Below are 24,103 nucleotides of genomic sequence, written 5' to 3' on the forward strand. Positions count from 1 at the left end.
TGGTAGAAACCTTATTAAATAAGGCTCTACCAAGCTTTTTACGTTGTTATTTAACTATTCCCACTCAATCGTTGCTGGTGGCTTAGAAGTAATGTCATACAGCACGCGGTTTACGTGCTTTACTTCGTTTACGATACGTACAGAAATCTTCTCCAATACATCGTAAGGGATACGTGCCCAGTCAGATGTCATGCCGTCGATTGATGTTACACCGCGGATACCGACTGCGTAATCATACGTACGTCCATCGCCCATTACACCTACTGAACGGATGTCAGGTAATACAGCGAAGTATTGCCAAATGTCGCGTTCAAGACCAGCTTTTTTGATTTCTTCGCGCAGGATGTAGTCTGCTTCACGAACGATTTCCAGTTTTTCTTCTGTTACTTCACCAAGTACACGGATACCTAATCCAGGACCAGGGAAAGGCTGACGCCATACTACCTCTTCAGGTAGACCTAATTCAAGACCTAAAGCACGCACTTCGTCTTTGAAAAGTGTATTTAACGGTTCGATTAATTCAAACTTCATATCTTCCGGTAAACCACCAACATTGTGGTGAGATTTAATTGTTTGGGCAGTTGCTGTACCAGATTCAATAATATCTGTGTAAAGCGTACCTTGCGCTAAGAAATCCATATCTTTTAGCTTTGATGATTCTTCATCAAATACGTAGATGAACTCGTTACCGATAATTTTACGTTTTTGCTCAGGATCAGAAACACCAGCAAGCTTATTCATGAAACGTTCACGAGCATCGATTTTGATCAGTTTCATATCGAAGTCTTCTGTAAAAGTTTTCATAACTTGCTCAACTTCGCCTTTACGGTTTAAGTTGTGGTCCACGAACATACAAGTTAATTGGTCACCGATTGCTTTGTGGATCAATACTGCTACTACAGATGAATCAACACCGCCTGATAATGCACAAAGTACTTGCTTGTCACCAACTTGCTCACGGATTTTCGCAATTTCGATTTCAATGAAGTTCGCCATAGACCAGTCGCCTTTTGCTTCACAAACATTGAATACGAAGTTTTTCAGTAAATCATTTCCGTATACAGAGTGGCGTACTTCCGGATGGAATTGTACTGCATAAAATTTACGAGAAGCGTCAGCCATTGCCGCAATCGAACATGCCGGGCTTGTCGCAATTACTTCAAAACCTTCTGGTACCGCTGTTACATGGTCACCATGGCTCATCCATACAACTTGATCTTTTGGTAATTCCGCAAATAATTTATTATCCGAAGTAATGTTAATTTCAGCTTTCCCGTATTCACGAGTTGCCGCGCCTTCCACTTTACCGCCATGTGTGTGAGCCATTAACTGCATGCCATAACAAATACCTAAAATCGGTAAACCCAATTCAAAAATCGCTGGATCTACATGGAATGCCGATTCATCATATACAGAGTTTGGACCACCCGAGAATACGATACCTACAGCATTCATTTCTTTAATTTCTTCAGCAGTAATCGTATGTGGATGTAATTCCGAAAACACACCGAATTCACGAATACGACGAGTGATTAATTGATTGAACTGACTACCGAAATCAAGAACGACAATCTTTTCTTGCTCTTTTAACATAGGAGTTGACACTATTTCCACCTCTTCTAATTTTTTGCGGCCTATATTAAGAAAAAAACGCGTAAGAAAATAATTTCTACGCGTTCATATTTCATCTCTTCTTCAAGTGGGTATAACTATCCCTTATAAGGATATAGTTAGACCCACCGTCATAGATAAGTTATTTAGGGTAACTTAGTAGAAACATCTGGACCATATTACCAGACTTATATGAAGGCACAATACTATTTATTTTTCTAAATTTTACTCTTTCGACGAATTAAAATCAACCACCCGTACGATTGATTAAATATTCCCAAATTTCTTTCATTTCAATTGTGTTCATTTGATCGGTCCGTTTAGCGTAAATAAGACGCTCATAAAACGCCGTCAACTCACCCATTTTCGTCGTCTCCAACTGTCGATCGACACGCATTGCAAATTGTTGCAGCGTTTCATCCTGCCCTCGTTTTAAATGAATGCGCTCCAGTTGTTTCAACAATACAAAGTAAGCTTCTTCAAATGTTGCCGCTTTGTCTAATTTTGAACGGTTCATTTGGACAGCCAGTTTTGGTTGCCATTTTCCGCGTTTTTTCCAAGCAATAATTAACCCAATCACAACAAGTGCCAGTAATCCGTATAGCAACCATTTAAACTTCGACCAGTCGATACCACTTGTACCGTTAGTTGATTGCTTAGTCGTATCTTGCTCTTCCACCTCCGGCTGTGGTGCTTCCGGTTCTTCCATTTCAGGTAACTGTTCTTCTTCCGGAGCTTCGAAATCCACATCATAGTTAATATTCATCGGATTGCTAAACCCAATTGTCGGCTCAAACGGCATCCAGCCAATGCCGTCAATATATGCCTCAACCCATGAATGGGCATCATTATTCGTCACCTGATACGTAAACGTACCGTCTTGTGAACCGATTCGTTCTCCGCTTGAAAAACCCTTTACCCAACGCGCCTGAATCCCTATCGAACGAAGCAGGACAACCATTGAAGTAGAGAAGTTATCACAATAGCCAAGCTTTGTTTCAAATAAAAACTGATCTACATAATCTTGGTCCGCTGCTGGTACTTGTACATTTGTCGTTTCATATTGAAAACCACTACGCGCAAAATACCCTTCAATTGCCCGTGCCTTGTCATATACACTGTCATACGTATCCGTAATTTCGTGTGCTAAATCGGTTACACGCTGAGGCAAATTATCCGGAAGCTGTAAATAGCGCGGATTACTTCCCGTTGAGGATAATGTTTCTTTCAGAGCTACGTAACTATATTCCGGCTGCTGAAAGGTCATTTCGTATGATGCAGGAGCTACAACATCACTATTGATAAGCGGCAAAATTTTCTCATTGCCTGTATTATATCTTAAACCGGTATGCATCCCGTTTAAATCATAAGAAGCAACTCCATAGGCTTGTAACAGAAACAAATATTCTTCACTTATAGCCTGTACTTCCACCGACTGGGGTTTTTCGCTTCCAGGTGTGATTGAAAGCGGCAATGGATCTGATAACAGAAGCGTTTGCTGCTGGGACTCATCACTCGATTGCTCCCAACCTTTAGAAGTATAAACATCCTTCGTCTCCACACGCCAATATTGGCGGATCGGTGTTTTTATTTCATAGATAAGCGTATTGTCACCTGCAAACGGTCCGCCCAGTCGCTCATCATTTTCCCCATAACCAACTGTTGCAACCGACTGACTCCCATTACCTCCAATACCCGCAATGCTTTTTACATACGGCACCGGATCCGACCATTGCGGCTCTGCTTTCGGCATAAGTGTTGCAACAATACCTGCCATCATGACAAAAATAATAATCGGAGTTGCATACTTCAAGTAGTTCATCCAGTCTTTTTGCATTTCCGCTGCCTGCATAAGCCTTTTTATAAACAGCAAAGATGTAAGTACAAGACCTAGCAGCATTACTTTTATAATCGCCGCTGTGCCATCGTATTCAGTAAAAGTATCGAGTGTCCCGATGAAAAATACTGTAAGTAACAGGAAATAGTAAATGCTATAGCGCACACTTACCCAATGCTGAATTAAATAAATCAGCATCCAAATCAATATGAAAAACAGACTTGTCCGGAATGGGTCACTTACATAAATCCACTCCCCCGCGAGCAGTATATCCAAATTATATTTTAGTTCTTCCGATAAAAATTGCATCGTCGTCAATGCCTCATCTTTATACACACTGACTATGAACCACGTAATGTAAGTCAATTTAATGAGCCAGTTAATAATAAAAGGCAGTGAAAAGATACCTAGAATTAAACAAAGTCCTATGAATAATACAAACTGCGTAAAGTAGCCGGTGTTCGTCAATTCCATAACCGGCACTAGCCATTCTCTGAAAATTAGAAAAACAATAAAATAAAAAATGGCGAGCTCTATTTTTTCGGCTGTGCTACGTCTCATGCGTGCTTCACCTCCGAATATGTTCGCTGCAACTCGTCCATACCGATATAATGCACTTCATTATTTTGGCTTATATGCGGCACCGGATCTCTTTGGTCACTTACAACAAAGAATATAATTTTACGTGCATATTTCGTTCCGGCATTCAGTACTTCTTGCAGTTCCGGAGTCATTTCACCTGTCATGATGACAACAACGGAGCGGCTCATCATTTTCTGTTCTTCAAATAACAGACGTTCGACACCAAACTGCGCATCCGGTTCGACTGTCGCCAAATGCTGCAGCACCTTTTCATATTGTTTGCCCGTTTTAATTACGGGCGTAAAATAGCGGTCAACCCCAACACTTAAAAATGAAACATCGCCCTGTTTTTTTACAATTTTATTTATATAAGACGCAGTGTAATCGACAACATCATCGAAGTTCTTCTGTACCGCACGATCGATTAGCACAAATGTATTTTGTGATTTTTGATCTTCAAATTCCTTCGTGCGCAGTTCACCATTTTTCGCAAAGGATTTCCAGTGAATCCAGGAAAAGCGGTCACCCGGTACATATTCGCGCACCCCTGTCGCAACGGTTGTATCCTTGATCAAAGAATAGCGGGATTGGCTTGTCCCTTGATCATATTGCATTCCAATCGGCAATAATTTGACGTCGGATACTTTCGGATATACTAAAAATAACTGCGGGTGATTTATTACAACATTCCGTATTGTCCACCCAAAAAAGTCTGTACATGTAAACAGCAATCCTCTAAAATGATGCTCTCCGCGTTCTAACTCTTTCAATTCATAAGTCCACTTAAACTCGCGTTTCCACCCAACTAAAAATAGTTTCGTGACATTTCCGTTCGGTTTTTCAAAATGTTCTTCCCTCATTGGGAGTTCTCGGACCATCATGAAAACAAAAGGAAACCAGCTCGTATTCCGGAATGTTACGGTAACTTGTACATTGCTCCCACGTTCAATTCGGTCCTTCGATAAAGTACGGGATATCTCTTTAAAACGAATCGGTATAATCGCCAGTAAAATTGAATAGACCAAAAACGGTAGAATCGTGAAGAAAACAAACCAGCTTACAAAACCCCCTTGGAACATTGCATAGCAATACGTAATAATGAGCAACGAAACAACGGTAATTAAACGCCCGCCATGCTTCAGAAACTGCTTAATTCCCTTCATTACGGTATATACCTTTTCACAGGAACATGGACATAACGAAGAACACTTTCAATCACTCGTTCTTCCGTAATTCCTTCATAGCGTGTTTCTGGTTTTAAAATAATTCTGTGGCCGAAAACGAATTTCGCTAAATATTGAATATCATCCGGGATGACATAATCTCTCCCCTTCATAAAGGCGTAGCTTTGCGCGGCACGCATTAATGCGATGGAAGCACGGGGACTTACACCTAAATACACATTTTCGTGATGACGTGTATGCTGTGCGATTGACACGATATATTCTTTAATATTATTTTCTACATGTACTTGCTTTACTTGTTCTCTTAAATCGTTCAACTGCTCAATTGTTAATACCGGGAAAAGGTCATCAATCGGAACCGATCTTTCGGCACGATTTAACACTTCAATTTCCTCTTCCTTTGTCGGATAGCCCATTTTTATCTTCAGTAAAAAACGGTCCAGTTGTGCTTCCGGAAGCGGGTATGTCCCTTCATATTCAATCGGGTTTTGTGTTGCCATTACAAAAAACGGTTTCGGCAGTTGAATTGTTTCACCGTCTACTGTAATTGATCCCTCTTCCATACTTTCCAACAAAGCGGCCTGTGTTTTTGGTGAAGTACGGTTAATTTCATCCGCTAACACAATATTGCCGACAATCGGCCCCGGACGGAACTCAAACTGCAATGTTTTCGGATTATATATAGAAACGCCTATTACATCAGATGGTAATAAATCCGGTGTAAATTGAATACGTTTAAAGCTTGCTCCTAAAGACTTTGAAAGCGCACGTACCATCATCGTTTTCCCAACGCCCGGCACGTCTTCCAGTAATACATGCCCTCCTGCTAATAGTGAAACAATACTTAGCTCGGCAATCTCTCTTTTACCTATCATTACTTTTTCAATATTCCTGATTATTCCTTCGATCTGTTCATTCATAATAGTCCTCCCACTTGAATTCGTTGCATCTTTGGCATGTAGTTTAAGCATAACGAAAACAAAATGCGAGCACAACTAGTTTCCCTCTAAAATGGAAAATCACCCCACTTCATCAAAAAGAAGTAAGGTGATTTATCATGTTCTAACGTGTATTATTTCCAGAAATTATCGAAAATTGTAATCGGCATATGACGTTTATGCATCGAGCGCAAGTAATGCCCTTCAAGCTTTTCACGTGCCTGTTCCGGTATTTCCTTACCCTCCAAATAATCATCAATTTGCTCGTACGTAACACCAAGTGCTACTTCATCCGGCAGTGCAGGACGATTTTCCTCTAAATCTGCAGTCGGAATTTTTTCATATAAGTGTACAGGACAGTTTAAATGCTTTAAAATCGCACGACCTTGACGTTTATTTAAACGGAAAATCGGCATTAAATCCGTACCACCATCGCCATACTTCGTATAAAAACCAGTTACTGCTTCTGCACCATGATCTGTGCCAAGTACGACACCGTCATTGGATGCTGCAATTGAGTATTGCACTTTCATCCGTTCACGTGCTTTTTCATTTCCTTTCGCGAAATCACTCAACGTAATCCCTGCTTCCGAAAGTGCATTTACACTTGCATCTACAGCATTTTTAATATTAACTGTATACACTTTTGTAGGCTGAATGAAATCGAGTGCATCTTGGCAATCTTTTTCATCGAATTGCTTGCCATAAGGTAGTCTTACCGCCCAAAACGAGTAAACGGATGATCCCGCTTCTTCATTTAGTTCATCGACAGCCATTTGCGCAAGCTTCCCCGTTAACGTTGAGTCCTGCCCACCGCTAATACCGAGCACAAATCCTTTTAAGAAAGGATGGTGTTTTGCGTATTCCTTTAAAAAATCAATAGACTTACGGATTTCCTGTTCTACATCGATTGTCGGCTGTACTTTTAACTCCTCAATAATTTGTTTTTGCAACATAGACAATGTCCTCACTCCTTATCGTTCTTCGAGTTCTGTTACCATATCGCGCACTTCCTGGATATTGCGCATTTTATTATCCCAACACTTTTGGCTTAAATCGACCGGATATTCTTCGGGATTTAACGAACGTTTATATTCATCCCAAAGTAAATCCAAGTTGTCGAACGCATACTGACGGATTTCCATTAATGTTGGATTATTATAAACAATCTCACCTTTGTCAATCACTTTGCGGTGCAATTCCTTCGCCTCAAAGTTTGTTACGAATTTTGAGATAAATGTATGCACCGGATGGAACATTTTAATTCGTTCTTCAGCAGCAGGGTTTTCATCAGCCATTGCAATGTAGTCCCCTTCTGATTTCCCGCTTTTCTTATTAATAATTCGGTAAACTCTTTTTAAACCAGGTGTCGTTACTTTTTCAGCATTAGCTGAAATTTTGATCGTATCTTCCATTTCACCATGATCATTTTCAATGGAAACCATTTTATAGACAGCACCTAGAGCAGGCTGATCATATGCAGTAATGAGTTTTGTACCAATTCCCCACATGTCCACTCGGGCACCTTGCGCTTTTAAGTTTAAGATCGTATATTCATCCAAGTCATTTGAAACGATAATTTTCGCATCAGGGAACCCTGCTTCATCTAACATTCGGCGTGATTCCTTTGAAAGGAAGGCAATATCTCCGCTGTCTAATCGAATTCCGATAAAATTAATTTTATCGCCAAGTTCTTTCGCTACTTGGATTGCCGTCGGAACACCTGACTTTAATGTATTGTACGTATCAACTAAAAACACACAGTCTTTATGACGCTTTGCATAGGAATGGAATGCATCATAATCGTTTTTATATGCTTGAACCAATGCATGTGCATGTGTACCCGATACAGGAATATTAAACAGCTTCCCTGCTCTCACGTTTGAAGTAGATTCAAAACCGCCGATGACTGCGGCACGAGCTCCCCAAACAGCTGCATCCATTTCTTGCGCGCGGCGTGTACCGAATTCCATCGCAATTTCCTTCTGGACAACTTGTTTAATACGGCTCGCTTTTGTTGCAATCAGCGTTTGGTAGTTTACGATGTTCAATAGCGCTGTTTCAATCAGCTGTGCTTCCACTAGCGGCGCTTCAATCCTCACAATCGGTTCATTCGCGAAAACAAGTTCACCTTCCTCCATCGAATAAACGGAACCCGTAAAACGAATCGTTTTTAAGTATTCGATAAAATCCTCTTTATAATGAAGTTCATCTCGTAAAAACGCGATATCGGTTTCACTGAATCGAAAGTCTTTTAAATAATTCAGCATGCGCTCCAATCCAGCAAAAATTGCATAGCCGTTCCCGAACGGCAATTGTCTGAAATACAACTCAAATATAGCTTTCCGGTTATGCATTCCGTCTGCCCAATAGCTTTCCGCCATATTAATTTGATATAAATCGGTATGCAAAGCAAAACTATCATCTACATACTTTTCGTTCATCGTAAGTTCCCTTCTTCCAAAACATAATTTAGTCATAGTATACACCATCTTCAATTAATTCGAAGTATGAAGATTCTTTCTTCCATGTTACATACTTTTACATGGCAGTTAATTTTGCTCTGCTGGTAATATAGTTTTCCCCAATTGACTAAATAAAAAACGTTTTGAAACTTTTGTCTGGTCATCTACTTCCTAGATTCCACCTGTTCAATAAGACCTAATCACCCTCCTCTTTTTTACATTATCTAACAATTAGATTAAACCAATCGAAAATACATGTTAATTTTCCTAACATTAGTTATTGATTTATCCGAAAGTTCAATTTATCATGTTAGATAACATAACACAAGGAGTTGTTGAGCATGAAAAAAATTGAAGCAATTATTCGACCTGAGGTGTTTGCACAAGTTCGAGAGGGGTTAGCTCTTGAAGGAATTGATGGATTAAGTATTTCCGAGATTGCCGGAGCTGGGCGACAAGAAGGGAAAATCGGATTGTTTCGCGGAAACTCTTTCTCAATGGAATTTTCGCAAAAGCTCAAGCTCGAAATGGTTGTTGACAACGCAAAGGTACAACCGATCATTGATGTATTATTGCGTGAGGCTTCTACAGGTGAAGTTGGTGACGGTAAGATTTTTATTTACCCTGTAGAGCAGGCGATTCGTATACGCACAAAAGAGCTTGGCTCAATTGCAATTGACTAAAAAAAATATTCCTAAAAGGAGGAGTTTTCAATGACGAATGAAGCATTGGAATTATCGATTAACTTAGTTTGGGTAATGCTTGGGGCATTTTTCGTATTCTTCATGCATGCTGGATTCGCGATGGTAGAAGCAGGGTTTACACGCTCTAAAAACGCCGTCAATATTTTAATGAAAAACATTTTAACAATTTCAATCGGAGGCCTTGTCTACTTCGCTGTCGGATATGCCATTATGTTCGGTGAAAGTTCAGGCGGATTGATTGGTTCTTCCGGTTTTGCATTAAGCGGTGTAGATGATATCGCATTTTTCGTATTCCAGGCAATGTTTGCCGCAACATGTGCAACAATCATTTCAGGTGCTGTTGCTGAACGTACAAATATTATGGCCTATATGGCATTGGTCATTATCATGACAGCTATTATTTATCCGGTTGTCGGCCACTGGGTATGGCAAGGTGATGGCTGGTTAACTTCTTTAGGCTTCATCGATTTCGCCGGCTCAACTGTTGTACATTTAACTGGTGCTGTTGGAGCTCTAGTTGTCGCAGCAATCGTTGGTCCTCGTATCGGAAAATATGCTAAAGGTGTTGTAAACGTTATTCCTGGTCACTCCATTCCACTTGGGGCATTAGGTGTTTTCATCCTTTGGTTAGGTTGGTACGGCTTTAATGGTGCATCAACATTAGCAGCAGATCCGGCATTAGTTCCTGGCGTTATCGCAAATACTTTCTTATCTGCATCTGCCGGTGTAATTGCTACTGCATTTTATACACGTCTTCGTTATGGCTTTATCGATGGTTCTTTAACACTAAACGGTGCTTTAGCTGGTTTAGTAAGTATTACTGCCGGTGCTGCTAACTTAAGCATTGTTGGATCTATTATTGCAGGTGCTGTTGGTGGTGTTGTATTAGTAGAAGCGGTCCGCTTTATTGAACATAAACTAAAAGTGGATGATCCTGTTGGTGCTGTAGCTGTACACGGTGTAGCTGGTATTTGGGGTACGTTAGCAGTTGGATTATTCGATACTGCTGGTGGCGGTCTATTTTACGGCGGTGGTGCTGAATTACTAGGTGTGCAGGCATTAGGTATTGTCGCAGTAATTGCTTGGACTGCAAGTACTGTTGCCATTGCAACATATATTATTAAAGCATTTATCCCTCTACGTGTTACACATGAAGAAGAAGTCCAAGGTTTGGATATTGCAGAACATGGCGCATACGCTTATGAAATGCAGGAAACTTTTAAAGGTCTTACAAAATCAAATGACAGTTTTGCCCAACGTCTAACGAACTTAGGAAAAGTTCCTACTCCTTCTAACGTACAAGATAGCGGGTCTAAAACTAAAACCGGGTTCCCGAATTCTTTAAGCTCTACAAAGAGCTAAAAGCGAAATGTGTACCCCCTTTCCCCACACATTTTCGAACCATTCTTTCAATACATTATGAACTGAACAAGGAGCTGTTCTGAATAGTTTTTCAGACAGCTCCTTGTTATTTTGCTTTCTTTACTCAATAGGATTATCCTAATATATAGAAATTGATAGTGAAGGAGCAACATATGATAGAACAAGCTGTTTATTTTAATAATGTAGAGTTTGAAGTGAATCAATCAAAAATTATTCATCCTTTAACCTCCAGTTTTTTTAAAGGGAAAATTACAACTTTAATCGGTCCTTCCGGTGCCGGAAAGACAACACTGCTCAAACTCTGTAATGGGCTCATCTCTGCAACATCCGGAACGATTTTTATTAACGGACAACCAATGCAGTCATATGAACCAACTACTTTAAGAAGAATTGTCGGCATTGCACTTCAATCTGCTCCAATTTTAAAATCAACTGTATATGAAAATTTAGCATTACCAAGAAAGCTGCAACATCTGGAACTCTTCAAAGAAGAAGCTTGCCGGTATTTATACGATGTCGGATTAGATGAAGATTTCCTTATGCGTGAGGCCAATGATCTATCCGGTGGACAAAAACAAAAACTGTCCATTGCACGAACATTAGTCAACAAATCGGACATTTTGCTTCTTGATGAAATTACATCGGCACTTGATCCCAAATCAGTTCGGGAAATTGAGCAATTGATCGTTGAGCTAAACAGACGGTTTGGAACGACAATTATTTGGATTACACATAATATCGAACAAGCCAAAAAACTTGGGCACTATACTTGGCTCTTAAAAAATGGCGAGCTGATTGAAGCATCGGAAACAGAAAAGTTCTTTACCTCTGCAAACCCTGTAGTCCAACAGTTTTTGGCAAGGGGGAATGATGTGTGAGCTATACTTTGCTATCGTTGACATTAATATTTGTGCTGATTCCTCTTATTTTATCGAAAACATTGAAACTCGGCCTCGAGCGCGACACAATCATCGCAACTGTGCGTTCTGTAGTACAGCTGCTTGCCGTCGGGTATTTACTTCATTTTATATTCGAATCGGAAAGCATGCTCTATATGGTGTTGATGATTTCACTAATTATTTTAGCTGCTACGTTAAATGCGCGTAAAAAAGGGGAAAACATTCGAGGTATCACTTGGAAATTAATTATTACCTTTATGACGGTCGAAGTTGTCGTTATGGGAGTTTTGCTAGGCCTGCAAATTATGCCGGCTTCACCAAATTACATCATCCCGATCAGCGGAATGATGATTGGCAACTCTATGGTATTATCCATCTTATTTTTAAATCGCTTTAAATCGGAAGTCGAGGCAAACGAGCACTTAATAGAGCTTATTTTGTCACTTGGCGGTACACCAAAACAGGCCATTCATCAGCAACTAATGAATGCGATTAAAGCAAGCATGATACCTACAATCGAATCGCAAAAAACAATCGGACTTGTACAACTGCCCGGCATCATGAGCGGACAAATTATCGGCGGGTCCAGTCCCATTGAAGCCGTACAGTTTCAAATACTGATAATATTTGCCCTTTTGACATGCGCTACGCTTTCATCTACTATTTTAGGCTTTTTAGTGTATCCTACATTTTTTAATAATCGCATGCAGAAAATTAAAACGGGTGTAAATTAAGGCAGCTGTTCGTAATCTACGAAAATAGCGCTATGGTATAATTTTAAGAAAATGACGAATTTTAAGGAGATGTTTTTATGGCATTACGTGATTTTTTCATTTCATTATCTGAAAACCAAACTCTTAACAATGCAGCGCAGCAATACGGTTTAAAGTTGGGCGCACAAAGCGTTGTTGCAGGGACAACTATCGAAGAAGTAATCGAAAGTATTCGTAAATTAAATGAGCAAGGGATTTCTTGCACTGTTGATAATTTAGGCGAATACGTTACTGGTGAATCAGAAGCAACGCAAGCAAAAGAAGAAATTTTAGCTATGATCGAAGCCATTCAGGTTGAAGAACTGGATGCACACATTTCCTTGAAACCTTCACAGCTAGGGTTGGATATCGACATCGACTTCTGCTACGACAATTTATATGAAATTGTGGACCGCGCCCATGAATACGGAATTTTCGTCAATTTTGATATGGAAGATTATAAGCGACTTCAGCCGTCATTCGATATGCTGGAGGAACTTGCAAAATCATTCGATAATGTAGGAACAGTCATTCAAGCATACTTCCACCGCGCAAAGGACGATATTGAAAACTTCAAGGATTTTCGTCTGCGGGTTGTAAAGGGTGCCTATAAAGAATCGGAAGAAGTAGCTTACCAGGATAAACTTGATATTGATATCAACTTTATTGAGCTGATTGAATACCATTTGGCACACGGACATTTTACATCGATCGCCACACATGACCACAATATTATTAAGCATGTAAAGTATTACGTTGAACAATATGATATTCCGAAAGAAAAATTTGAGTTCCAAATGCTTTACGGGTTCCGTAAAGACTTGCAGCTGGAACTTGCACGCGAAGGCTATCAAGTATGCGTATATGTACCATACGGCAAAGACTGGTATGGCTATTTCATGCGTCGCTTAGCAGAACGTCCACAAAACATCAGTCTAGTCACTAAACAAGTGTTCAATAAAAAGACAAACACTTTACTGGCAGTAGCAGCAGGTGCATACCTTCTCGGGCGATTAACGAAAAAGAAATAAAGGTTTACCTCAATTAGAAACCCCCTCATTTTGTCTGTGAACAAAATGAGGGGGGTTATTTAGTACTTAAATTAATTCCAGGTCTTTTTCAATCACATCTTCTTTTTATTCCAGCCTTTTTCTTTGAAGCGTGCGATTGCTTCAATTCGGTTGCCGACACCCAGCTTATCAAGTATCACGGAAATGTAATTTCGTACTGTACCTGCGGATAGATAGAGCTCTGCGGCAATTTCCTTTGTCGTTTTCCCTTCCGCAACAAGTTCCAGCACTTGGCTTTCCCGTTCCGTGAGCGGATTTTCACTATCGTCTTCATACACAAAATCCACTAGCTCCGGTGCGTAAATGCGACGCCCATCCATAATGATCCGTATGGAATTGACAAGTTCCTCAATCGGACTGTCCTTCAATAAATAGCCGCGCACTCCCGCTTTTCTTGCACGTTCAAAATAACCTGGTCGCGCAAACGTCGTTAAAATAATGATTTTACATTCGCTTCCTCTTAACGCTTCGGCAGCATCCAGCCCAGTTTTGATCGGCATTTCTATATCCATAATACAAATGTCCGGATTTAGTTCTGTTACCATTTCAATTGCTTCTTCTCCGTTTTTGGCAAGGCCGACCACTTCCATATCGTCTTCCATGCTGAGCAATGATTTCATCGCCCCAAGCAGCATTCCTTGATCTTCAGCAATTACAATTCGAATCATTTCGCGTTCTCTCCCTTTTGATGCGTGATCGCCAACGGTATTTTCAGCCCGACCGTCGTCCCTTCATCGCTCTCTATTTCAAGTGAACCATTGATAAATTCAATACGCTCCTGCATCCCTTTTAAACCATTTCCACCGAGTAATGTATTGGAGCGTTCAAAGCCAACCCCATTATCCTGAATCGTCATTTTGAATTCATCATCACTTTGATAAAAGCTAATACGGCAAATCGTCGCTTTACTATGTTTGACGATATTTGTAACTGCTTCCTTCAAGCACATACTAATAACATTTTCCGCTAAAATCGGCATTTTGATTTCATTCTTATCTCCATTTAACCGCAGTTTAATTTGTGCAGCCTTTAATATTTGTTCTACACGGTAAAGCTCTTCTTCCACCCTCACCGCACGCATATCGGCTACAAGCTCACGTACTTCTTTTAGCGCGACACTCGCAGTTTGACGAATATCCTTTATTTCTAAAATGGCTTGTTCCGGACTTTTCTCAACCAGTCGTGCTGCCAAATCACTTTTTAAACCAATCATTGAAAGTTTTTGACCAAGTGTATCGTGTAAATCACGTGCAATACGCTGACGTTCTTCAAACACCGTCAATTCAGAAATACGTTCCCGCGCCGTTTCCAGCTCACCTTCCAAATTTTCGCGTCTCGTTCTTGAATAGAGCGTAAACGGCAATAGCACAACTCCCAGCACATTAATAATAATAAAAGGTGTTTGCGATAAAAATAGGTCAAGGAAGATGAAATATCCCCCGACAATCGAAAGCACAGTGAAGCCTATATGTAAGCCGTACATAATATAAAAGCCAACCGGCTGTTTAATATTACCGATGAAAAACGCCGTAAACAATGCCAAATATACGTAACCGAAAACAAGTGTCATCGCTATATTCAGCAGCATTTGAAAGCTGATCCACATGTATTTCAGCCCGGGTCTTGCACTGAAGGAAAAATAATGACATAAGAAGTAGCTTAAAATTAAAGAAATGCCTAAAATAATCTGCCATAATGTAAAAGATTGTATAATGAAGAAAAATGGCATAATACAAAAGATTATCCATATATATATACTCAACATCGGACTTTTCGGGATGATACTATACCATGTTTGCATAATTGCCTCGATTCTCTTTTTACCTATATTCTATAATAAAACAGGTACCTCAAGCTATAAATTGAGGTACCTTAATTTTTGTATGAAGTTAGTTCGCAACAGTTCGGTCACGCGTTGCCTCAAGTTCTGCCGCTTCTTTAAATGTAATAAAGCGGTAGTTGTCGGCATCATATAATTTGTAGCGAATCGATTCTAAGCTTGTCTTTAATGTAATCGTTGTTGCCTGTTGAAGAGGCTTAATCGATTCATGCGCATCTTCCAGCTTATAGTTCGGTACACGCGGTGACAAATGGTGGACGTGGTGGAAACCGATATTTCCTGTAATCCATTGCAGTACTTTCGGTAATTTGTAGTATGAGCTTCCTTCTACCGCAGCTTTTACATAATCCCACTCCGAATCAACTTCAAAGTATGAATCCTCGTAAGTATGCTGAATATAGAACAGCCAAATCCCTAATGAACCTGCAACAAACAATGTTAAACCATGTACTAATAAGAACGTAGACCAACCAAATATTAAAATAAGGGTTGTACAAATAACTAATAATGCGATGTTATTGAAATAAGTGTTTAAGCGCTCTTTACGCTTTGCATCTTTACGATTGAAACGATTCAGTATAAGAACCATAAATAGTGGCCCTAATCCAAACATGACAATCGGGTTGCGGTATAAACGATAACCTAAACGACCTAATTTTGATTTTTCCAAGTATTCATCAACTGTCAGCATATCGATATCACCTATTCCGCGCTTATCCAAGTTTGAACTTGTCGCGTGGTGAATCGTATGCTCGCGCTTCCACTTCTCATATGGGAACGATGTCACAATACCTGTTATATTTCCGATAATGGCATTCGCCTTTTTGCTTTTAAAGAATGAACCGTGTGTACAGTCATGGAAAATAATAAATGCACGAATAACAAATCCTGAAGCTAGGATACTACATAACGCCGTATACCAAGGAGAGTACTGGAGCAATACATAACCCGCCCCCCAAATTAATAAAAGTGGTACAAGCGTATTTAATATTTGTTGAATACTAAGTCGCGTTTCTGATTTTGCGAACGGTGCAACATCTTTTCTCAGCTGCTTTGTTTTATCTGCATGTGTGCTTACCATGTGTCGATCCCTCTTTCCACAAAAGTTGTTAATATTATCTTATAAAAAGAGTGAACATGATAAAACGCTCAAACATCACATATTTTTTATGACAGATGTCATATGACCTGGTAACAACTAGTATCTTCTCAATTCTCCTGTGGATTTTTCGGACCATCCAAATCTAATTGGTAAAACACTAAATCCAGCCATTTCCCGAATTTATAACCGGCATTGCGGATTGTTCCGCTATATAAAAACCCGAATTTCTCATGTATTTTAATACTGGCGATGTTTTCTTTATCGATACATCCTACCATCGTCTTTATACCTTTTGCATTTGCTTCCTCTATAATTGCGTGCATCAGTTTACTGGCAATCCCTTTTTTATAATGATTTTTATGCACGTATACCGAATGTTCTACTGTATAGAAGTTTGCTGGATAATCACGGAAACTTCCGTACGTTGCATAACCCCCTACTTCTCCGTCTTCAACAAATACGAATAGCGGATAACCTGAAGCCTGTTTCTGTTCAAACCATGTTAAGCGGTCTTCCAATGTTTGTTCCTTGTACATGTAAATCGCTGTGGAGTTTCGGATATTATCATTAAATATTTCCAAAATCGTCGGTATATCTTCTTTTGTTGCGCGTCGAATCATTTTTCTTCCTCCTAAAGGTCGCAAAACCGCCTTACCTTAAAAAAGGAAAAGCGGTATTTTTGAATCAATTATACATTAAAATAACGTGCATCCGGGTGAGCAAATACAATTGCCGATACACTTGCTTCAGGCTCCATCATAAAGCCTTCCGTTAAATGTACGCCAATTTTTTCTGGTTTCAATAGAGAGAATAGTTTCTCCTGGTCTTCCAGATTTGGACATGCCGGATAGCCAAAGCTAAATCGTTGTCCTTGGTATTTCGCTGCAAATCGGTCACGCATCGTAAAGTCCGTTGCATCCGGGAAGCCCCATTGGTCTCGGATTTCCTGATGGATACGCTCAGCAAATCCTTCCGCAAGTTCAAGTGCAGTCGCTTGTAATGCATGGCTCTCCAAGAATTTGCCTGCTTGTTTCAGTTCATTTGCTTTTTCGCTTACCCCCTTACCTGCCGTTACGACCATTAATGCAATAAAGTCCATTTCACCGCTATCAACCGGTTTTAAATAATCCGATAAACATAAATATGGTGCTACTTGCTGGCGCGGGAATGTAAAGCGTTTAATCTCCGTTTTTGCATCTTCCGGACTGTACACGACGACATCATCACCATCGGATTGTGCCGGAAAGAATTGATACATTCCTGAAGCACTCAATCCACCGCTTGTTAAATAACCATTCACTAAATCGTTTAATAAAATCGCGCGGTCATCCTGATCGGCAAGCAATTGCTCCAAGTTCCCTTTAAGCCCTAAATGATGCCCGATCAATGTACGCATATTCACATACGGATGTAAATGAGCTACCGAATAATCCGGCTTAATATGCGGTACTAAATCTTTTGGCTTCCAAACAGCGGCATCTCCAACTGTTCGAACCGGCTTTTCAAGTACTGCCACTGCCGGACGTGCTGCACGCTTCGCATCCGATTCCAGACGTTTTTCTCGTGCATCACGCAATTCTTCTATTAATACTTCACGCTCGTTTGTATTCATTAAGCGATTCGCCTGTTCCAAACCTTGCATTGCATCTTTTGAATAGATTACTGGTCCATCATACTGATCGGCAATTTTCGTCTCAGTAAAGCGACGTGACAATGCCGCGCCCCCTACTAATATCGGAATATCAATACCGGCTTCTTTAAAATCTTGTGCCGTAATGACCATTTGCTGAGCAGATTTTACAAGTAAACCTGACAAGCCGACAAAATCCGGTTTTTCTCTTCGAATTGTTTCAATCAGCTGTGCAGGTGTTACTTTAATTCCTAAATCTACAACACGATAGCCATTATTGCTTAAAATGATGTCGACCAGGTTTTTTCCGATATCATGAACATCGCCTTTTACTGTCGCCAATACCATTGTTCCTTTATTGGCACTCGTATCGCCTTTTTCCATAAACTGCTCTAAATGCGCGACAGCTGCTTTCATGACACCGGCACTTTGAAGCACTTCTGCTACAATCAGCTGATTTTCGTTAAACAGTTTCCCGACTTCCGCCATCCCTGCCATTAATGGTCCATTAATAATATCAAGCGGTGTATCGAACTTTTCGAGTGCTGCATTTAAATCTTCAATTAACCCTTCCTTCGTACCTTCCAATATGTAATACGCAAGGCGTTCTTCCACTGTCGCCGGTAATTCTTTCACAACTGCATCTTTCTTTTTATCGCGGTAAAAGTCAGTAAATACAGCGAGTGTTTCATCATTTGTATTAAAGATTAAATCGTTCGCCAGCTTGATTTCCTCTTCAGGAATCGATGCATAGCGCTCCAGTTTTTCAGTATTTACAATCGCATAGTCCAAGCCAGCTTGTGTACAGTGATATAAATACACCGCATTCAATACTTCACGTCCAACTGGCGGTAAACCGAACGAAACATTACTTACACCAAGCACTGTTAAGCAGCCAGGTAAGTGTTCTTTAATGAGGCGAATTCCTTCGATTGTTTCCTCAGCAGCACCGATATATTGCTCATCTCCTGTACCTACTGGGAACATTAATGGGTCAAAGATAATATCTTCTGCTGACATGCCCCATTTTTCTGTTAAGAGCTTATAGGAACGCTTCGCTACTTCAAGCTTTTGCTCACGTGTAATAGCCATTCCAGTTTCATCAATCGTACCGACAACAAGTGAAGCCCCATATTTTTTTACAAGTGGCATAACCGCATCGAAACGCTCTTCTCCATCTTCCAAGTTAATGGAGTTAATAATGGCCTTCCCTTGCGAAAACTTCAGTGCGACTTCCATAACTTTTTCATCTGTAGAGTCAATCACAAGCGGCACTTTAACTTTTTTCACAACTTCCTGCATGAAGTTTTTCATATCTTCCACTTCATCACGGTCAGGGTTTGCTAAACAAATATCGATGACATGTGCCCCGTTTTTAACTTGTGCACGTGCAATTTCTGCTGCTTCTTCAAATTTACCGTCAACGATCAGGTTTTTGAATTTACGAGAGCCGATAACATTCGTACGCTCCCCGATAAATAACGGGCGCATAGATTCGTCGTATTGCAATGGCTCGATACCTGACACGACATGTCCGTGTGTTACATCTTTCGGCTCACGCGGTTTATAGCCATCTACAGCTTCACGGATTGTGGCGATATGTGCCGGCGTTGTACCGCAGCAGCCGCCGACGATGTTCAGCCAGCCTTTTTCTGCGAAGCCTTGCAGTTTTTTCGATAATGAATCCGGCGTTTCATGATAGCAGCCTTCCTCGTCCGGTAAACCGGCATTCGGATAACAGCTAATATAACCATTCGAAAGCTCCGCTAATGAACGGATATGATCGGTCATAAATTCCGGACCTGTCGCACAGTTCAGTCCGACAGACAACGGTTTAATATGCTCAATTGAAATATAAAATGCTTCGATTGATTGCCCGGCAAGCGTTGTTCCCATTGGCTCAATTGTCCCTGAAATCATGACAGGCAGCTCTTTGCCAAGTTCTTCAAATGCACGGTGAATCGCAATCGTTCCTGCTTTAACATTCAGCATATCCTGGGAAGTTTCCATTAACAGAAGATCTGCCCCAGCTTCGATTAGCGCTTTTGCCTGGATATAAAAGTTTTCTTCCAGCTCTTCAAATGTAATACCGCCTGTTACCGACAATGTTTTCGTCGTAGGGCCGATTGCACCTGCGACAAAGCGAGGCCATTCCGGTGTTGAAAACTCTTTTGCCGCCTCCAGTGCAATTTCAACCGCCCGCTTATTAATTTCAACCGCCTTGTCGCCTAAGTCATATTCATCCAATACGATTGGTGTTCCGCCAAACGTATTTGTACAAATAATATCAGCACCAGCAGCTAAATATTCACGGTGGATTTTGCCCAATACATCAGGTCTTGTCAGCACCAGGTTTTCATTACATCCGTCTAAGTCTTCTCCGCCAAAATCTTCATATGTTAGGTTTTCTGCCTGAAGCATCGTCCCCATAGCACCATCGATGATAAGTATTCTTTTTTGTAATTGCTCATGAATTGGGTGATTATACATTCGACTGAACTCCTTTACTTTCCACATCATATTGTTTTACATAGTCCATTAATTCCAGCGTCATATCATAGCGCAAAAACGGCGTAATTAAATAAATACCGTTAAAGTATTTGCATGCTGTATCGAGTAGCTCTTTGGCAATCGCGATTCCTTCTGCTGTCGATGCTTCCTTGTCGTCCCCGCAGGCAGCCATACGCGCAAGTACTTCATCGGACAATTTGATGCCAGGTACTTCATGATGTAAAAATTCCGCGCTGCGTGAAGAAGTAAGTGGCATAATCCCGATATAGATTGGTGTTTCCAAATGCTTAGTCGCCTCATAGATTTCGATAATCTTCTCTTTCGTATAAACCGGCTGTGAAATAAAGTAATCTGCACCATGCTCAATTTTCTTCTCTAAACGAGCTACTGCACGGTCCAATACGCGGACATTCGGATTAAAGGCAGCGGCTACCGAGAAATTCGCCTGTTTGCGCAGCGATTTCCCTGTAAATGAACCGCCTTTATTTAACTGCTTAATTAAGGAAATAAGCTCCATTGACGAAACATCGTATACGCTCGTCGCCCCCGGGAAATCTCCCACTTTTGTCGGGTCCCCTGTGATGACTAGAATATCATGAAGTTCCAGTGCATCAAGTCCCATTAAATGTGACTGAAGCCCAATTAAATTGCGGTCACGGCACGTTAAATGCGGCAACGAACGAATTCCATGCTCTTTTAAAATAGCGGCCATCGCGATATTACTAATACGCGGCGAAGCAAGTGAGTTATCAGCCATCATAATGACATCGGCACCCGCTTTTGCCAGCTGTTTTGCCCCTTCGACAAAGCCGTCAATTTCCAGATGGCGCGGTGTATCTAGTTCAACAATAACAGAGCGTTCACGTTTTGCTTTTTCGTGGAGCGGCTCTTGCTTACGTGGCTCTGGAATACGGACAAATTGTGTTTGCCCATGTTTCGCTTCTTTCGTTTCGATTGGCTCCATATTCGCCAAACGTTTTTTTACAGCTGCAATATGCTTCGGTGTTGTTCCGCAGCAACCGCCAATTAAACGGACTCCTTGGTTTACGAGTTCAACAGCTGCACGTGCGAAATAATCGGTTTCGGACTCATATACAACACGGCCATCTTCAATATCTAATAAAGATGCATTTGGGTAAGCAGATAAAAAAGCCTTGTTCGGTAAATTGACTCCCTCAAACGCCTGAATTGTATGGAAAGGACCTAACCGGCAGTTGCTCCCAACAATGTCTGCACCTAATCTTTCTAAATCTTGAAATGCTTCATTTAAAGACATTAAATTTTGAAGGACACCGGGTTCCTGCATCGTCACTTGAGCAATGATCGGTAAATCAGTCATTGAACGTAAAAGATGGACACAATGCGATAATTCTTCAAAATCGTAATAGGTTTCCAGTAAAAAACCATCTGGTTCACCAGCCAGTAATACTTCGGCCTGCTCTTGGAATGCAGCTAAAATTTCGTCTAATGTCGCATCACTTTTTCGAATTCCCCGAATACCACCAATTGTCGCCAGAACGTATTGCCCATCCAGTGAGGCAGCACGCTTTGCGATTTTTAATGCGGCTTCATTAAATTCCATGACACGATTTTCATAGCCATAACGTGCAAGCTTAATCCGGTTTGCGCCGTATGTATTTGTTTGAATAATATCTGCACCCGCTGCTATATATTCGCTATGAATTTTCTCTATAATATCAGGACGTGCAATATTCATCTCTTCATGACAATAATCCAACCCATATGAATAAAGAAGTGTTCCGATTGCCCCGTCTGCTGTTAAAACGCGTGTTTGTAATTCTTCAAGTAAACCCATTGCCTTCACTCCATCATTTACAGTATTTTCAGTATATTAACGATACAAAAAAGCCTTCTTTCATTAAATAAAAGAAGGCATAGTAGTTATCAACTTAATCCCTTCTCATCTTCTGGCATTTGCCACTGGATTTAGCACCTGACTTAATGTTGGTTGCTGAAGTTTCATCGGGCCAGTCCCTCAACTTCTCTTGATAAGAAAATAATATGAATTTTAAAAATAATTAAATGAATCATAACGTTATCTAATACTTACGTCAATACCCTTTAGCTGAATGAAGTATTTCTTTACATAATTCGGCTAATAATCTGTTCAGCCGTTTTTTTGCCGTTTAAAATACATGCACCGATTCCTACTCCAAAATAGGCACATCCCGCTAATAGGACATTCGGGTAATCAGTTGCCAGTTGCTGTGTAACTTTCGATAATGCTTCATTATGCGCCAAATCATAGCGGGGCATTTGGTCAACCCACTTTGTTACATTGACGACTGTCGGTTCCGCTCCAACACCTAAGCTAAGACGTATATCTTCCAATGCAACTTTTGTCAGCTCTTCATCAGACATAGCAGCCAACTCTTCATAACGCGGATTAATATTTTTATAAAACAGACGAACGAGTAAATTTCCTTCTGCCGACGTATGTTTCCATTTACGGCTCGTCCATGTAGACGCATTGCAAACTAAATCACTATTATGTGAAACGATAAAGCCTGTACCATCTGCCGGTAAAATATCGTCCGGTACATCAAAGCCCACATACATCGTTAAAGCAGATGCCGTCGTGAACTTTTTCAGTTGTTCCTCCAATGAATCGTCCGGCATGACATGACGTACCGTTTCATTCGGAACAGCCAGTACTACAACATCCGCTAAAATCGTTTCATCTTCCAGCACAACTTCATATTGCTCTTCTTTTTTACGGATTTGCTTTGTCACTGTATTTTTCATGAATTCAACTTCCGGCAGCTGTTCTTCTAAACGATTGATTAATGCCGATAAACCTGAACGGAAAGAAATAAACTTCTTATTCGCCGCTTTTTCGAATTGCTCACGATGTGCTTCGAAACCTTTAATAATCGATCCGTAGGTGTTTTTATAGTCCACTAAATACGGCAAAGTGGACGCCATGCTTAATTGATATAAATCACCTGAATAAACACCCGCTAATACAGGGGCGATTTGCTTGCGGACTATTTCTTCACCCAAAAAGTACTCTAAAAATGTACCGATAGAGCTTTCTTTTGTAAATTTAGTATTCGGGATTTCTAAATCTTGAAGTGCTCTTTTCTTACCTTCTTCAGAAATTAACGTACTCGACAGGAGCGATTCTACACTCATTGGAATACCGAATGTCGATCCTGCGGGGATTGGATGCAGCTCATTATTCGTATGAATGTAAGAAATTCCCGTTTCGTTATAGACAAGCTCTGATTCAAAATCAAGCTCTTTTACAAGCTCCAAAACCCCTGGATGGCGAGCTACAATTGAGTCAGCCCCCGTTTCCATAATAAAACCTTTATCCTTTTCGGAATGAATTTTCCCGCCTAAATATGCGTTCTTTTCAATCAGTATTAACCGCGCCTCCACGTTTTGTTCATGCATTTTATTCTTCAAATAATGCATCGTACATAGCCCGGTAATCCCGCCACCTACAACTACTACTGTTTTCATATTCATTCTCTCCTATTTCGTTCGCTTCTCTTATAAGTATAAACTTTTTTATGCAAAACATGGTCAGACGGGTATTACAATTTTTAGATCTGCATAAGAAAAGCCA

General features: G+C 40.5%; 18 protein-coding genes and 2 riboswitches. Of the genes, 5 read left to right on the forward strand and 13 right to left on the reverse strand.

Translation table 11 applies throughout. The features are described 5' to 3' along the window. Positions 1-54: 54 nt before the first annotated feature. The 6 genes from guaA to AC0VXV_RS18250 form a co-directional block, all read right to left on the reverse strand. Positions 55-1,593 carry a glutamine-hydrolyzing GMP synthase gene (gene guaA / locus AC0VXV_RS18225; protein WP_176141986.1) on the reverse strand — a complete coding sequence of 513 codons (1,539 nt, stop codon included), beginning with the start codon at positions 1,591-1,593 and terminating at the stop codon, positions 55-57. A 132-nt stretch (positions 1,594-1,725) separates the two neighbouring features. Further along, positions 1,726-1,827, reverse strand: a riboswitch (purine riboswitch). Between the two features lie 31 nt (positions 1,828-1,858). Beyond that, positions 1,859-4,009 carry a DUF4129 domain-containing transglutaminase family protein gene (locus AC0VXV_RS18230; protein WP_475529579.1) on the reverse strand — a complete coding sequence of 717 codons (2,151 nt, stop codon included), beginning with the start codon at positions 4,007-4,009 and terminating at the stop codon, positions 1,859-1,861. Then, positions 4,006-5,193 (reverse strand): DUF58 domain-containing protein, encoded by a 1,188-nt coding sequence (locus tag AC0VXV_RS18235; protein ID WP_475529580.1) that lies wholly within the window; start codon positions 5,191-5,193, stop codon positions 4,006-4,008. The genes AC0VXV_RS18230 and AC0VXV_RS18235 overlap by 4 nt, the downstream gene beginning before the upstream one ends. Then, complete coding sequence (locus AC0VXV_RS18240; RefSeq protein WP_251691709.1) at positions 5,193-6,134, reverse strand: AAA family ATPase; 942 nt, start codon at positions 6,132-6,134, stop codon at positions 5,193-5,195. The genes AC0VXV_RS18235 and AC0VXV_RS18240 overlap by 1 nt, the downstream gene beginning before the upstream one ends. A gap of 152 nt (positions 6,135-6,286) precedes the next feature. Continuing rightward, positions 6,287-7,108 (reverse strand): ammonia-dependent NAD(+) synthetase, encoded by an 822-nt coding sequence (gene nadE, locus AC0VXV_RS18245; RefSeq protein WP_475531494.1) that lies wholly within the window; start codon positions 7,106-7,108, stop codon positions 6,287-6,289. Positions 7,109-7,126: 18 nt separating this feature from the next. Then, on the reverse strand, positions 7,127-8,596 hold the full coding sequence (locus tag AC0VXV_RS18250) for a nicotinate phosphoribosyltransferase (protein ID WP_475529581.1): 1,470 nt from the start codon (positions 8,594-8,596) through the stop codon (positions 7,127-7,129). A 362-nt stretch (positions 8,597-8,958) separates the two neighbouring features. On the opposite strand from AC0VXV_RS18250, the gene AC0VXV_RS18255 reads away from it, so the two are divergent. The 5 genes from AC0VXV_RS18255 to AC0VXV_RS18275 all read left to right on the forward strand — a co-directional run bounded on the left by AC0VXV_RS18255 (position 8,959) and on the right by AC0VXV_RS18275 (position 13,386). Beyond that, a complete protein-coding gene (locus AC0VXV_RS18255) occupies positions 8,959-9,300 on the forward strand; it encodes a P-II family nitrogen regulator (protein ID WP_079523171.1) in 342 nt (113 codons plus the stop codon). A gap of 30 nt (positions 9,301-9,330) precedes the next feature. Further along, the gene (locus AC0VXV_RS18260; RefSeq protein ID WP_475529582.1) at positions 9,331-10,683 is read left to right on the forward strand and encodes an ammonium transporter; all 1,353 of its coding nucleotides are present in this window, start codon (positions 9,331-9,333) and stop codon (positions 10,681-10,683) included. Positions 10,684-10,856: 173 nt separating this feature from the next. Further along, positions 10,857-11,582, forward strand: a complete 726-nt coding sequence (locus tag AC0VXV_RS18265; protein WP_475529583.1) for an ABC transporter ATP-binding protein — start codon at positions 10,857-10,859, stop codon at positions 11,580-11,582. Continuing rightward, a complete protein-coding gene (locus AC0VXV_RS18270; RefSeq protein WP_475529584.1) occupies positions 11,579-12,337 on the forward strand; it encodes an ABC transporter permease in 759 nt (252 codons plus the stop codon). Before AC0VXV_RS18265 ends, AC0VXV_RS18270 begins: the two co-directional genes overlap by 4 nt. 77 nt (positions 12,338-12,414) lie before the next feature. Then, a complete protein-coding gene (locus AC0VXV_RS18275) occupies positions 12,415-13,386 on the forward strand; it encodes a proline dehydrogenase family protein (RefSeq protein ID WP_475529585.1) in 972 nt (323 codons plus the stop codon). A 92-nt stretch (positions 13,387-13,478) separates the two neighbouring features. On the opposite strand, the gene AC0VXV_RS18280 is transcribed toward AC0VXV_RS18275, so the two are convergent. The 7 genes from AC0VXV_RS18280 to hemG form a co-directional block, all read right to left on the reverse strand. Beyond that, the gene (locus tag AC0VXV_RS18280) at positions 13,479-14,093 is read right to left on the reverse strand and encodes a response regulator (RefSeq protein WP_475529586.1); all 615 of its coding nucleotides are present in this window, start codon (positions 14,091-14,093) and stop codon (positions 13,479-13,481) included. Next, entirely contained in the window at positions 14,090-15,226 is a 1,137-nt protein-coding gene (locus AC0VXV_RS18285; RefSeq protein ID WP_475529587.1) for a sensor histidine kinase, read from the reverse strand. Before AC0VXV_RS18285 ends, AC0VXV_RS18280 begins: the two co-directional genes overlap by 4 nt. Before the next feature lie 88 nt (positions 15,227-15,314). After that, a complete protein-coding gene (gene desA / locus AC0VXV_RS18290) occupies positions 15,315-16,346 on the reverse strand; it encodes a Delta(5) desaturase DesA (RefSeq protein WP_475529588.1) in 1,032 nt (343 codons plus the stop codon). A 128-nt stretch (positions 16,347-16,474) separates the two neighbouring features. Beyond that, a complete protein-coding gene (locus tag AC0VXV_RS18295) occupies positions 16,475-16,987 on the reverse strand; it encodes an N-acetyltransferase family protein (protein WP_475529589.1) in 513 nt (170 codons plus the stop codon). Between the two features lie 68 nt (positions 16,988-17,055). Then, positions 17,056-20,487, reverse strand: coding sequence for a methionine synthase (metH, locus tag AC0VXV_RS18300; protein WP_475529590.1), 3,432 nt, complete (start codon positions 20,485-20,487; stop codon positions 17,056-17,058). Next, positions 20,480-22,324 carry a bifunctional homocysteine S-methyltransferase/methylenetetrahydrofolate reductase gene (locus AC0VXV_RS18305; protein WP_079523179.1) on the reverse strand — a complete coding sequence of 615 codons (1,845 nt, stop codon included), beginning with the start codon at positions 22,322-22,324 and terminating at the stop codon, positions 20,480-20,482. Before AC0VXV_RS18305 ends, metH begins: the two co-directional genes overlap by 8 nt. A gap of 102 nt (positions 22,325-22,426) precedes the next feature. After that, positions 22,427-22,524, reverse strand: a riboswitch (SAM riboswitch). A gap of 87 nt (positions 22,525-22,611) precedes the next feature. Further along, entirely contained in the window at positions 22,612-23,997 is a 1,386-nt protein-coding gene (hemG, locus tag AC0VXV_RS18310) for a protoporphyrinogen oxidase (protein WP_475529591.1), read from the reverse strand. Between the last annotated feature and the right edge of the window lie 106 nt (positions 23,998-24,103).

It is taken from the genome of Solibacillus sp. iso_87 (genome assembly GCF_056173085.1).

What these genes read in the sequence shown, in the direction of transcription:
- guaA (WP_176141986.1), bottom strand. Translation starts at nt 1,593, where the DNA reads ATGTTAAAAGAGCAAGAAAAGATTGTCGTTCTTGATTTCGGTAGTCAG.
- AC0VXV_RS18230 (WP_475529579.1), bottom strand. Translation starts at nt 4,009, where the DNA reads ATGAGACGTAGCACAGCCGAAAAAATAGAGCTCGCCATTTTTTATTTT.
- AC0VXV_RS18235 (WP_475529580.1), bottom strand. Translation starts at nt 5,193, where the DNA reads ATGAAGGGAATTAAGCAGTTTCTGAAGCATGGCGGGCGTTTAATTACC.
- AC0VXV_RS18240 (WP_251691709.1), bottom strand. Translation starts at nt 6,134, where the DNA reads ATGAATGAACAGATCGAAGGAATAATCAGGAATATTGAAAAAGTAATG.
- nadE (WP_475531494.1), bottom strand. Translation starts at nt 7,108, where the DNA reads ATGTTGCAAAAACAAATTATTGAGGAGTTAAAAGTACAGCCGACAATC.
- AC0VXV_RS18250 (WP_475529581.1), bottom strand. Translation starts at nt 8,596, where the DNA reads ATGAACGAAAAGTATGTAGATGATAGTTTTGCTTTGCATACCGATTTA.
- AC0VXV_RS18255 (WP_079523171.1), top strand. Translation starts at nt 8,959, where the DNA reads ATGAAAAAAATTGAAGCAATTATTCGACCTGAGGTGTTTGCACAAGTT.
- AC0VXV_RS18260 (WP_475529582.1), top strand. Translation starts at nt 9,331, where the DNA reads ATGACGAATGAAGCATTGGAATTATCGATTAACTTAGTTTGGGTAATG.
- AC0VXV_RS18265 (WP_475529583.1), top strand. Translation starts at nt 10,857, where the DNA reads ATGATAGAACAAGCTGTTTATTTTAATAATGTAGAGTTTGAAGTGAAT.
- AC0VXV_RS18275 (WP_475529585.1), top strand. Translation starts at nt 12,415, where the DNA reads ATGGCATTACGTGATTTTTTCATTTCATTATCTGAAAACCAAACTCTT.
- AC0VXV_RS18280 (WP_475529586.1), bottom strand. Translation starts at nt 14,093, where the DNA reads ATGATTCGAATTGTAATTGCTGAAGATCAAGGAATGCTGCTTGGGGCG.
- AC0VXV_RS18285 (WP_475529587.1), bottom strand. Translation starts at nt 15,226, where the DNA reads ATGCAAACATGGTATAGTATCATCCCGAAAAGTCCGATGTTGAGTATA.
- desA (WP_475529588.1), bottom strand. Translation starts at nt 16,346, where the DNA reads ATGGTAAGCACACATGCAGATAAAACAAAGCAGCTGAGAAAAGATGTT.
- AC0VXV_RS18295 (WP_475529589.1), bottom strand. Translation starts at nt 16,987, where the DNA reads ATGATTCGACGCGCAACAAAAGAAGATATACCGACGATTTTGGAAATA.
- metH (WP_475529590.1), bottom strand. Translation starts at nt 20,487, where the DNA reads ATGTATAATCACCCAATTCATGAGCAATTACAAAAAAGAATACTTATC.
- AC0VXV_RS18305 (WP_079523179.1), bottom strand. Translation starts at nt 22,324, where the DNA reads ATGGGTTTACTTGAAGAATTACAAACACGCGTTTTAACAGCAGACGGG.
- hemG (WP_475529591.1), bottom strand. Translation starts at nt 23,997, where the DNA reads ATGAAAACAGTAGTAGTTGTAGGTGGCGGGATTACCGGGCTATGTACG.